This window comes from Streptomyces sp. CB01635 (genome assembly GCF_002803065.1).
GTDB lineage: Bacteria > Actinomycetota > Actinomycetes > Streptomycetales > Streptomycetaceae > Streptomyces.
Genome location: NZ_NNBL01000004.1, coordinates 215,629 through 227,168, shown reverse-complemented (window position 1 = coordinate 227,168; position 11,540 = coordinate 215,629). Strand labels below are relative to the sequence as shown.

Annotated in this window: 10 protein-coding genes and 1 tRNA gene; 6 read left to right on the top strand and 5 right to left on the bottom strand. The window is 69.8% G+C overall.

Going from position 1 to position 11,540, the window contains the following annotated elements:
* Positions 1 to 61: 61 nt before the first annotated feature.
* Together CG723_RS16065 and CG723_RS16060 are read right to left on the bottom strand one after the other, a co-directional pair.
* Entirely contained in the window at positions 62 to 1,756 is a 1,695-nt protein-coding gene (locus tag CG723_RS16065; RefSeq protein ID WP_100594084.1) for a beta-N-acetylhexosaminidase, read from the bottom strand.
* 204 nt (positions 1,757 to 1,960) lie between these two features.
* On the bottom strand, positions 1,961 to 3,541 hold the full coding sequence (locus tag CG723_RS16060) for a purple acid phosphatase family protein (RefSeq protein WP_100594083.1): 1,581 nt from the start codon (positions 3,539 to 3,541) through the stop codon (positions 1,961 to 1,963).
* 212 nt (positions 3,542 to 3,753) lie between these two features.
* On the opposite strand from CG723_RS16060, the gene CG723_RS16055 reads away from it, so the two are divergent.
* Complete coding sequence (locus CG723_RS16055) at positions 3,754 to 4,011, top strand: hypothetical protein (RefSeq protein ID WP_100594082.1); 258 nt, start codon at positions 3,754 to 3,756, stop codon at positions 4,009 to 4,011.
* Between the two features lie 17 nt (positions 4,012 to 4,028).
* On the top strand, positions 4,029 to 5,846 hold the full coding sequence (gene glmS / locus CG723_RS16050; RefSeq protein WP_100594081.1) for a glutamine--fructose-6-phosphate transaminase (isomerizing): 1,818 nt from the start codon (positions 4,029 to 4,031) through the stop codon (positions 5,844 to 5,846).
* A 128-nt stretch (positions 5,847 to 5,974) separates the two neighbouring features.
* Here the strand turns inward: glmS and CG723_RS16045 are convergent, their stop codons facing one another.
* Together CG723_RS16045 and CG723_RS16040 are read right to left on the bottom strand one after the other, a co-directional pair.
* Positions 5,975 to 6,544: a GPR1/FUN34/YaaH family transporter gene (locus tag CG723_RS16045; protein ID WP_100594080.1), complete on the bottom strand. Its 570-nt coding sequence runs from the start codon at positions 6,542 to 6,544 to the stop codon at positions 5,975 to 5,977.
* 148 nt (positions 6,545 to 6,692) lie between these two features.
* Positions 6,693 to 7,217, bottom strand: a complete 525-nt coding sequence (locus tag CG723_RS16040; protein ID WP_100594079.1) for a universal stress protein — start codon at positions 7,215 to 7,217, stop codon at positions 6,693 to 6,695.
* 330 nt (positions 7,218 to 7,547) lie between these two features.
* Here CG723_RS16040 and CG723_RS16035 point away from each other — a divergent pair, with 330 nt between their 5' ends.
* From CG723_RS16035 to CG723_RS16020, 4 genes are all read left to right on the top strand, one after another.
* Positions 7,548 to 7,904 carry a hypothetical protein gene (locus CG723_RS16035; protein ID WP_442802561.1) on the top strand — a complete coding sequence of 119 codons (357 nt, stop codon included), beginning with the start codon at positions 7,548 to 7,550 and terminating at the stop codon, positions 7,902 to 7,904.
* A 407-nt stretch (positions 7,905 to 8,311) separates the two neighbouring features.
* Positions 8,312 to 9,523, top strand: a complete 1,212-nt coding sequence (locus CG723_RS16030; protein WP_100594078.1) for a helix-turn-helix domain-containing protein — start codon at positions 8,312 to 8,314, stop codon at positions 9,521 to 9,523.
* A 10-nt stretch (positions 9,524 to 9,533) separates the two neighbouring features.
* Entirely contained in the window at positions 9,534 to 10,136 is a 603-nt protein-coding gene (gene orn / locus CG723_RS16025; protein WP_100594077.1) for an oligoribonuclease, read from the top strand.
* Between the two features lie 121 nt (positions 10,137 to 10,257).
* Positions 10,258 to 10,330 (top strand) — tRNA-His (locus CG723_RS16020).
* Positions 10,331 to 10,432: 102 nt separating this feature from the next.
* Here CG723_RS16020 and CG723_RS16015 read toward each other — a convergent pair.
* Positions 10,433 to 11,479, bottom strand: a complete 1,047-nt coding sequence (locus tag CG723_RS16015) for a LacI family DNA-binding transcriptional regulator (RefSeq protein ID WP_100594076.1) — start codon at positions 11,477 to 11,479, stop codon at positions 10,433 to 10,435.
* Between the last annotated feature and the right edge of the window lie 61 nt (positions 11,480 to 11,540).

Genomic DNA, 11,540 nt, shown 5'->3' with positions numbered 1-11,540 from the left:
CGCTGCAGTCCACAGCGACTGCGTCGCGGGTCCGGAGCCCCACTCGCTTGCCTGCTGTGACCTAGCCGGCGGGCCAGGGCACCTGCGTCGACTTGTAGTAGCCGATGCCGAGCGCGTCCCAGCGCGGAGCCTGCGCCGCGAGCCGCACCTTGTACGTGTTCCAGTCGTGCGTGGCCTCGGGCGACCAGCCGAGTTCGGCGACACCCGGCAGCCTCGGGAAGGCCATGTACTCGACCTGCGCCGAGGTCGACAGGGTCTCCGACCACAGCGGCGCCTCGACGCCCTGGACGGCCGACGCCGGCACGCCCGGAAGGTAGCTGCCCGGGTTCCAGTCGTACGAGCGCTGCACCTCGACGTACCCGGCCCAGGCGAGGCCGAGCGGGGTGTCCTTGTTGTACTTCATGTCGAGGTAGAGCCGGTCGGCCGGCGACATGACGATCCCCGTCCCGTTCTGCGCCGCCGCCGCGACCTGCGCCTTCTCGGCCGCGCTGGTCCCGTCGAGACCCCAGTACTGGGCGAGGGCGCCCTTCGCCGGAGTGGCTCCGGTCAGCTGGTGCCAGCCGATCACGGTCTTCCCGTACTTGGCGACGATCGGCTGCACCTTGTCCATGAAGGCGACGTAGTCCTCATGGCTGGTGGAGTGCGCCTCGTCGCCGCCGATGTGGAGGTACTTGCCGGGCGTGATGGCGGCGAGCTCACGGATCACGTCGTCGACGAAGTCGTACGTGCGGTCCTTGTTGACGCACAGCGAGCTGAAGCCGACGTTCGTGCCGGTGTAGAGCGGTGGCGCGACACCGTCGCAGTTCAGCTCCGCGTAGGAGGCGAGCGCCGCGTTCGTGTGGCCCGGCATGTCGATCTCGGGGATGACCTCCAGATACCGCGAGGCGGCGTACTGGACGATCTCCTTGTACTGGGCCTTGGTGAAGTAACCGCCCTGCCCACCGCCGACCTGAGTGGACCCGCCGTAGGTGGCGAGCTTCGGCCAGGAGTCGATGGCGATGCGCCACCCCTGGTCGTCGCTCAGGTGCAGATGCAGCTTGTTGACCTTGTACAGGGCGAGTTCGTCGATGTAGCGCTTGACCTTGTCGACGCCGAAGAAGTGGCGGGAGACGTCGAGCATGGCGCCGCGGTAGCCGTACCGGGGGCTGTCCTCGATGGTGCCGCCCGCGACGAGCCACGGACCGGACTGCTTGCTGCTCTTCTCCACCTTGGCGGGCAGCTGCTGGCGCAGGGTCTGCACCCCGTGGAAGAGACCGGCGGCCTTGTGGGCGGTGATGGTGACGGAGCCGCGACCGGACACGAGCCGGTATCCCTCGGCTCCCAAGTCCTTTGCCCTGCCGCTCAGTTCGAGCCGGATGCCATCGCGTCCGCCGCCACCCGTGACCGGCAGCCGATAGCCGGTGGAGGGCCGGAGGACGTCCGCGAGATAGCCCGCGACGCGCCGCGCCTCCTTCGAGTCCTTCTCGACGCGGATCCGCGTCTTCGAGGTGATCTCGTACGCCGGTCCGCCCGCGGCCACCGAGGCCGGAGCGGGCACGACCTGGCCCAGCGGGGTCGCGGCGGCGGATCCGACACCCGGTGACGGGGCGGCGCCGACGGCGGACACCCCCGCGGCCGCGACGAGCAGCAGCGACCCGAACAGCCGGGCGGTCCTGCGGCGCTGCTTCTGTTGCTGTCTCACAAACGGTCCCTTCGACGAGCGACTGGGTCGTGGATCGCGGGGGGTTTCACATCTGTGCAGCCGAACAGTCACCATGGGTACCGTCCGCCCCATGAGCGGGTCAAGGGTGTAGACCAATTCTCACCGGTGTGGACTCCAGAATCCCGGCATGGCATGCCTGGGCGAACCGGCCGTTCCGGCAGCCGCGTCGGCGGCCGTTCAGCACGGCGAAGAGCTTGGCGCCGAGGAGGACGTGGCGCAGGGCCCGCCCCTCCCGAAGGGGCGGGCCCTGCCGTGGCCTCAGCCCCGCCGCACCTTGCGGGCGATGACGAAGCGGTCGATCTCCTCGCCGGTCTCCGCGAGGCCCCGCACCGTCAGCTTCGCCGTGTGGCCCGCCGGCGCCGGCTCCACGTCGACGCGCAGGAACGAGTAGTTCGTGTAGCGCACGCGCGACCAGTCGACGGTGATGTCCTTCTTGCTGCCGTCGGGCTGGACGACGAAGGACGTGAAGGGGTCGATCTCCTTCTCGTGCCCCTCGTACGTGTCGTCGACCGGGAACGCGTACAGGCTCCGGCCCGCGGCGCCCGCGGTGACGTACACGATGCCGTCGGTCTCGGGATACGCCGTGCCGCCGATCGGCAGCTCCTTGGTGACCCGGTCACCCTTGAGCGCGTCGGTGCGCTCGTAGACGTGGTTGTGCCCGTTGATGACGAGATCGACGGCGTACTTCTCGAACAGCGGCACCCACTCCTTGCGCACGCCGCCCTCGGAGGCGTGGCTCGTGGCGGTGCAGTACGCGCAGTGGTGGAAGAAGACCACGATGAAGTCGATGCCGCGGTCGGCGCGGAACTTCTTCAGCCGGCGCTCGAACCACGAGGTCTGCGTGCCGCCGGACAGGCCGAGGTTGGCCGGGATCTCCCAGGACACGTCGTTGGCGTCGAGCGAGATGACCGCCGTGTTGCCGTGCACGAAGGAGTAGACGCCGGGCAGGTTCTCCGCGTCGGGGCCGTTGTCCGGCAGGGTGAAGCGGGCCTGCTGGCTGCCGTACCCGTGCGGCGCGTACCAGGCCTCCATGTCGTGGTTGCCGTACGCGACCATCCACGGCACCTGCTTGGCGACGGACTCCGTCTGGGCGAGGAACTGGTCCCAGGTCCGGGCGTCGAAGGTGTCGCTGGTCTGGCCCGAACCCGACGGGTCGGCGTAGGCGATGTCTCCGGCGTGCAGGTGGAACGCCGGGTTCTGCGCCAGGATCAGGCTGTCGTTGGCCAGGGCGTGGTAGCTGACGCCCTGGTCGCCGAAGGCCGTGAAGGTGAACGGCTCGCCGTGCGAGGGCGCCGTCCTGAAGGTGCCGAGCGTGCCGGCCAGGTGCGCGGCGGCCGGGTCGAAGCCGTCGTGGCCGACGCCGTAGTAGTAGGTGGTGCCGGGGCGCAGCCGGGTCAGCTGGGCATGGAGGTAGTACTGGGTGTGGTCGGCGCCGGTGCCGACCCCGGCCGGGGTGTAGAGGGGCCGGACCTCGGCCTCGATCTTCCGCGAGAGGTCCCAGGGGTGGACGCCGACGCGGATGTACGGGTTCTTGACGGCGACCGGGACCTGCCAGGAGACGGTCATCTCGGTACGGGCGTCCGTGCCGTAGGCGAGGTGGCGGGCGAAGGGCGCGACGAGCGCGCCGTCGACCTTCTGGGCGGCGGGTACGTGGCCGGGGGTCCGCCCGGTCCGGGTGGGAACGGCGGCGCTCGCGGCGCCCGGCACGAAGGCGCCGCCCGCGATCGCGCCCAGGGTGACGGCGCCGCCGCGCATCATCGTGCGGCGGGAGAACTTACTGCGCAGGTACTCGTGCTGCTCGGCCAGGCTCCGGTCTGCGAGCTGCTCGGGTACGCCCATACGGGGAATGTCCATGACCAGAAAAGTTGCTCGGGTCACTCATCCCGGCCGGATACGGCATGTGAACGCAACGGGAACAAGCGGCATGGCGCCCTTCAAGCCTTGACCACAGCTCTCCCAAGAACCCCAGCACCCACGCCGGATGACGCACTCCTGCCCGGAATCGGGCAGAATTCTTGCGAACGGCCCCCTCTTCCTCCAGGATCATCCGAGTGCACGACGAACTTGTTGATCACCTGACGCGCAGTTCGCCCCTGAACCGGGGCGAGGCACTGCGGGTGATCCAGGACGTGCTCGCCTACTTCGACGAGACGACCGAGGTGTTCGTCCGTCGCCGCCACCGCGAGCTCCAGGGTCAGGGCCTGGTGAACGCGGAGATCTTCGAACGGATCTCGGCGGACCTGAAGTACCGCGCGGTCGCGCCGCCCGAGCTGTCCCTGCGGCAGCTTCGGCGCATCGTCTACGGCTAGAGGGGATCAGTACTCATATGTGCGGAATTGTCGGTTACATCGGTAAGCGTGACGTGGCACCACTGCTGCTCGAGGGGCTGCAGCGCCTGGAGTACCGCGGCTACGACTCCGCGGGCGTCGTCATCACCAGCCCGAAGGCCAACGGCCTGAAAATGGTGAAGGCCAAGGGCCGCGTGCGCGACCTGGAGGCCAAGGTGCCCGCCCGCTTCAAGGGCACCACGGGCATCGCCCACACCCGCTGGGCCACCCACGGCGCACCGTCCGACGAGAACGCGCACCCCCACATGTCCGCGGACAACAAGGTCGCCGTCGTCCACAACGGCATCGTCGACAACGCCTCCGACCTGCGCGCGAAGCTGACCGCCGAGGGCGTCACCTTCCTCTCCGAGACGGACACCGAGGTCCTCACCCACCTCATCGCCCGCTCCCCCGCCGAGAAGCTCGAGGACAAGGTCCGCGAGGCGCTCCGGCTGATCGAGGGCACGTACGGCATCGCCGTGCTGCACGCCGACTTCCCCGACCGCATCGTGGTGGCCCGCAACGGCTCCCCGGTCGTCCTCGGCATCGGCGAGAAGGAGATGTTCGTCGCCTCGGACATCGCCGCCCTCGTCGCCCACACCCGCCAGATCGTCACCCTCGACGACGGCGAGATGGCCACCCTCAAGGCCGACGACTTCCGCACCTACACGACGGAGGGCACGCGCACGACCGCGTCCCCGACCACCGTCGAGTGGGAGGCCGCCTCGTACGACATGGGCGGTCACGACACGTACATGCACAAGGAGATCTTCGAGCAGCCGGAGGCCGTCGACCGCGTCCTGCGCGGCCGCATCGACGAACGCTTCTCCGCCGTGCACCTGGGCGGCCTCAACCTCGACGCCCGCGAGGCGCGCAGCGTGCGCCGCGTGAAGATCCTCGGCTGCGGCACCTCGTACCACGCGGGCCTGATCGGCGCGCAGATGATCGAGGAGCTGGCGCGCATCCCCGCGGACGCCGAGCCGGCCTCCGAGTTCCGCTACCGCAACCCGGTCGTCGACCCCGACACCCTGTACATCGCCGTCTCCCAGTCCGGCGAGACGTACGACGTCCTCGCCGCCGTGCAGGAGCTGAAGCGCAAGGGCGCCCGCGTCTTCGGCGTCGTGAACGTCGTCGGCTCGGCGATCGCCCGCGAGTCGGACGCTGGTGTGTACGTCCACGCGGGCCCCGAGGTCTGCGTCGTGTCGACCAAGTGCTTCACCAACACCACGGTCGCGTTCGCGCTCCTCGCCCTCCACCTCGGCCGCATCCGCGACCTGTCCGTCGCCGACGGCAAGCGGATCATCGAGGGCCTGCGCAAGCTGCCGGGGCAGATCACGCAGATCCTGGAGCAGGAAGAGCAGATCAAGAAGATCGCCGAGGAGTACGCCGACGCCCGCTCGATGATGTTCATCGGCCGGGTCCGTGGCTACCCCGTCGCCCGCGAGGCCTCGCTCAAGCTCAAGGAGGTCTCGTACATCCACGCCGAGGCCTATCCCGCCTCCGAGCTGAAGCACGGCCCGCTCGCCCTGATCGAACCGGCGCTCCCCACGGTCGCGATCGTCCCGGACGACGACCTCCTGGAGAAGAACCGCGCCGCCCTCGAGGAGATCAAGGCCCGTTCCGGCCGCATCCTCGCGGTCGCGCACCAGGAGCAGGAGAAGGCCGACCGCACGATCGTCGTTCCGAAGAACGAGGACGAGCTCGACCCGATCCTCATGGGCATCCCGCTCCAACTCCTCGCCTACCACACGGCGTTGGCCCTGGGCCGCGACATCGACAAGCCGAGGAACCTGGCGAAGTCGGTCACGGTCGAGTAGGCAGCCCACGCAGTACGAGTACAGAAGCTGCGAGTAAAGAAGAACGGGTCCCCATGCGCGCCACCAAGCGCACAGGGACCCGTTCTTTATGGGGGGCCGGGGGCGCCCATTCCCCCGGCCCGCAGCTGTCAGCCGGTGGCCGTCACCCCCCGGCCGGCAGCACGCCCCGGCAGGGCCGTGGGCAGCCCGCCCAGCGCGGCCGTCGCCGCGTACCAGGCGAGCAGCCCGCCCACCGCGGCGAACCAGCCGCCGACCTTGGCGAGCCCGGCCGTGTCACCGAACGCGGCCACGGCGAGCAGCAGCAGGGCCACACACAGCGCCCCGTACGCCGCGCGCACGAGAGTCCCGGAGCCGGCGGCCCCGAGGGTCAGGCTCAGGGCGAGCAGCGCGAAGAGAAGCAGGAACAGCCCTTGCGCGTTGGCCGACATGGGATCGCCTGCCGTGACGCCCCAGGTGAACCAGAACGCGCCGAGCGCGGCGAAGGCCGTACCCGTCGAGGCGTCACTGGCGCGATAGGCGAGCAGACCGGCGACGAACAGGGCGATGCCACCGACGTATGTCGCGAGGGATACGGCGTTCGCGGCCGTCACGCCGTCGATCACTTCGGTATGACCGAGGCCGAAGGTCAACAGGGTGAGTCCCAGGGCGAGATGGCCGAGAGTGGAGGTCGTGCTTCCCGCGGAGACGTCTTTGTCCACGGCGGGCTCCCTTCGTGCGGGTGCAGTTGTGCTGCGCGCGGTACTGGGCCCTGCGATGGTCCAGCGACCGGTATGTACCCTTCACAAAGGCACAAAGCACCTCTACGCGCGAGTAGGATTCGCCCATCTCACCTGGGGCTCAAGGGAGTTACGGGATGACTATGACCGGGCGCCTGGCGCGCCGCGCGAGCCGTCCCGCGACCGAGCCGAAGATCCGGCCGACGATCCCGTGCGTGGAGCCGACGACGATCGCGTCGGCCTCGTACTCCCGGCCCACCTCTTCGAGTTCGTGGCAGATGTCGCCGCCGCGCTCGACGAGAATCCAGGGCACCTCGGACAGATACTCCGCACACGCGAGTTCGAGCCCGAGCACCTCGGTGCGGTGGTCCGGCACATCGACGAAGACCGGCGGCTCGCAGCCCGCCCACACCGTGGTGGGCAACCGGTTGGCGACGTGGACGATGATCAGGCCGGAGCCCGAACGGTATGCCATGCCGATGGCGTAGGCGAGGGCCCGCTCGCTGGAGGTCGAGCCGTCGAAGCCGACGACCACTCCGTGCTTGAAGGCGGGATCGCAGGACTGACGTGTTTCTTCCGCCGCCTGGGGGGTCGCCGTGGGATCGGCGACCTGCCGCTTGCGGTCCGCGGGTTCAGGGAATTCGTGACCGGCCATGGGTATCTCGGCGATTAGGTCCTCTGGATCCTCGACGGATCCTCGGTGGAGGGACGACAGGGAGCGGCGGAGCTGTGTCCGGGAATCATCTTCCCAAGCCCATACCCCCAAGGGTACGGCGACACTCCTCCTCTGCCCAGAGTCGTCTGCCCGGTTAAGCGCACGCTCCGCGGCGTTCAGGGGAGCATGCCCGAGGCCGCGCCCGTATGGCAATGGTTGCTGCCCCGTACAGACGGTTTGGGTACGGTACCGGCACCCCCGGTTCGGCCGAGTGACCGGTCGCACGACCACGCGTTGAACGTGCGTACCCACAGCAACAGGGAGCGCGCCGTGCCCGGACCGTCCATCGTGTACCCGTCCGCCGACGCTCCATGCGAGGAGCCGCCGCCCGAGGGCCGACGGGAGGCGACGCAGGCGTCCCGCACGGACACGGTGAGCGACGTCGTCCGCTGGGCGGCGTTCAGCTGCGTCCTGGTCCCGGTCGTCCTGGTGGGATACGGGTTCTCACTGGCCGGGGCGATGGGCGCGGCGCTCGGGCTCGCCGCGGTGACCGGGGTCTGCCGGGTGCTGCTGCGCCAGTCCGAACGGAGCGCGGCGCGGCCGGCTCCGGTACGGTCCTGCGATCACAGGGGCCGACGCGGCAGGACGGTGCCGGGGGCGCGCAAGGGCGGTCGCCGCACGGGATGATGTGCGCCGGGGGGCTGACTGGTTCCCGCGCACTACTGCGTATATTTTCAGCCAACTTCGCCCGGCCATGCATTTCTTGCCGTCACCCGCCTCCAACCCCCGTGCCACCAGGCATGAAAGGACCGTAGAAGGCGCTTGCACCCTACGGGGACCGGCCACTGAGTTGAGGCGCACTTCCCTGCAACGCCCCTGAGTGCCACGCTTCGTGATCGAATGCTTCACGCCAAGTTGCCATGTCGACAATCTGCCGGATCCTCAACTGGTCACGACGGGACCACCGGACACAGTAGATTCGATCATGACTGTCCATCGGCGGGGGACTCTGCAGGACCGAGGGGAAACGTGCTGGAGCGACAAGCCCGTCACACTACAAAGGGCGCCGCGACCACCGAGGGGGGCTTAGCGGGATGAGCCACGACTCCACTGCTGCGCCGGAGGCCGCAGCTCGGAAGCTTTCCGGGCGACGCCGCCGGGAAATAGTCGCGGTGCTGCTGTTCAGCGGCGGACCCATCTTCGAAAGTTCCATTCCGCTCTCCGTGTTCGGCATCGACCGCCAGGACGCCGGGGTACCGCGTTACCGGCTGCTGGTGTCCGCTGGCGAGGAAGGCCCGCTGCGCACGACGGGCGGCCTCGAACTCACCGCGCCCCACGGGCTCGACGCGATCTCGCGGGCGGGCACCGTCGTCGTGCCCGCGTGGCGGTCGATCACCTCGCCGCCACCGGAGGAAGCCCTCGACGCGCTGCGCCGCGCGCACGAGGAAGGCGCGCGCATCGTCGGACTGTGCACCGGCGCCTTCGTGCTCGCCGCGGCCGGCCTGCTCGACGGCCGGCCGGCGACCACCCACTGGATGTACGCGCCGACGCTGGCCAAGCGCTACCCGTCGGTCCACGTGGACCCGCGCGAGCTCTTCGTGGACGACGGTGACGTCCTGACGAGCGCCGGGACCGCGGCCGGTATCGACCTGTGTCTGCACATCGTGCGCACGGACCACGGCAACGAGGCGGCCGGAGCGCTCGCCCGCAGACTCGTGGTCCCGCCGCGCCGCAGCGGCGGCCAGGAGCGCTACCTCGACAGGTCTTTACCTGAGGAGATCGGCGCCGACCCGCTGGCCGAGGTCGTCGCCTGGGCGCTGGAGCACCTCCACGAGCAGTTCGACGTGGAGACCCTCGCCGCGCGCGCCTATATGAGCCGCCGCACCTTCGACCGCCGGTTCCGCTCCCTCACCGGAAGCGCTCCCCTGCAGTGGCTGATCACCCAGCGGGTGCTGCAGGCCCAGCGGCTCCTGGAGACCTCCGACTACTCGGTCGACGAGGTCGCCGGGCGCTGCGGCTTCCGTTCACCGGTCGCCCTGCGCGGGCACTTCCGGCGCCAGCTCGGCTCGTCCCCGGCCGCGTACCGCGCGGCCTACCGGGCCCGCAGACCGCAGCCGGAGAAGCCGGTGGAGATCGCGGCGGTGCCAGGACCGGAGACCCCGGTCCCGGCCCAGTCACGGCGCACCGCGGCGGCCGGAACCTACCCGGGACCCACCGCCTCACTGCCGACAGATCCGGGCAAACCCAGCTCGGACGCGTATGCGGCGGGGCGTGCGAGTCTGCCCGGGCAGAGGAGTGCGCCGTAGGGTAAGGCGTATGAACGATCGCATGGTGTGGATCGACTGCGAGATGACCGGGCTCTCGCTGGCGAATGACGCGCTCATCGAGGTGGCCGCACTGGTCACCGACTCTGAGCTGAACGTACTCGGCGACGGTGTGGACATCGTGATCCGCCCGCCCGCCGAGGCCCTGGAGACCATGCCCGAGGTGGTGCGGCAGATGCACACCGCCTCGGGCCTCCTCGACGAGCTCGCGGGCGGCACGACGCTCGCCGACGCCGAGGAGCAGGTGCTCGCGTACGTACGCGAGCACGTCAAGGAACCGGGCAAGGCGCCCCTGTGCGGGAACTCGGTCGGCACCGACCGCGGCTTCCTGCTCCGGGACATGCCGACGCTGGAGGACTACCTCCACTACCGGATCGTCGATGTGTCCTCGGTCAAGGAACTGGCGCGCCGCTGGTACCCGAGGGCGTACTTCAACAGTCCGGACAAGAACGGCAACCACCGCGCGCTCGCCGACATCCGCGACTCCATCGTCGAGCTGCGCTACTACCGCGAGGCGGTCTTCGTCCCGCAGCCGGGACCCGACTCCGACACCGCGAAGAAGATCGCGGCCAAGCACGCGCTGCCTGCGGAATAGCAGCTCGCACCGCGTTTCCGTCCCCTGTGTACGGGGTCCGGAAAAGGCGTGCGCGAGCACCCCTTCGGACCCTGTACACTTTTTCTCGGCCGGTCGGAAGAAACACAAACGACCGGACATGGTGGGTGTAGCTCAGTTGGTAGAGCACCTGGTTGTGGTCCAGGTGGCCGCGGGTTCAAGTCCCGTCACTCACCCTGAATGATCAAGGCCCCGGTTCGAAAGAACCGGGGCCTTGATCGTTGTGGCACCCCGCGCCGCTCAGGACGACACGCACGCCTGAGGCCGACGCGCACCCCTCAGGACGAAGCGCGCTCCACCAGTTCGTTCGGAAGGACCAGCTGGCGGCCGTCGAGTGCGCGGGACGCGACCGGGCGGCGGTCGGCGATCTCGGCGAGGAGCAGGTCGATCATGGCGCGGCCCATCTCCTCGATCGGCTGGCGGACGCTGGTCAGGGGCGGGTCCATGTGCCGGGCGATCGCCGAGTCGTCGTAGCCGACCAGGGCGACGTCGTCGGATATACGGCGCCCCGCCTCGCGCAGCACCTGGCGGGCGCCCGCCGCCATCACGTCCGACCCGGCGAACACCGCGTCCACTTCGGGGCAGCGCTCCAACAGCTCGGTCATCGCGCGCCGGCCGCCCTCCTCAGTGAAGTCCCCCGGCACGATGAGCCGCTCGTCCACCTCGCGGCCGGCCGCGCCGAGGGCGGCGCGGTAGCCGTCGACGCGGCGCTGGGCGCCGTACACGTCGAGCCGGCCCGTGATCGTGGCGATGGCGGTGCGGCCGCGGCTCAGGAGGTGTTCGACGGCCGAGTACGCGCCCGCGAAGTTGTCGGAGTCCACCGAGGGCAGCGTCTCGGCGGCGGAGCGGCGGCCGCTGATGACGGCGGGGATCTCCAGCTGGCTGAGCAGATCGGGCAGCGGGTCGTCGGCGTGGACGGACACCAGCAGGACGCCGTCGACGCGGTGGGCCGCGAGGTACTGGGCGAGGCGCTGCCGCTCCCGGTCGTTGCCCGCGAAGATCAGCAGGAGCTGCATCTCGGTCTCGGCGAGCTGGGCGCCGACGCCGCGCAGCATGTCGGAGAAGTAGGGCTCGGCGAAGAAACGTGTCTCCGGTTCGGGCACGACGAGGGCGATGGCGTCGGTGCGGTTGGCGGCGAGGGCGCGGGCCGCCGTGTTCGGTACGTAGCCGAGCTCGGCGACGGCGGCCTCGACCGCGGCGCGGGTCGCGTCGCTCACCCGGGGCGATCCGTTGATCACCCGGGAGACCGTGCCCCGGCCCACACCCGCGCGGGCGGCGACCTCCTCAAGAGTCGGACGCCTGCTGTGTGTGCCGCGAGCCGCCATGACTCCTACCTCCCCAAGTCTCACGCGGAATCTAACAGCCCTATAACCGCGCCAAGTTGTC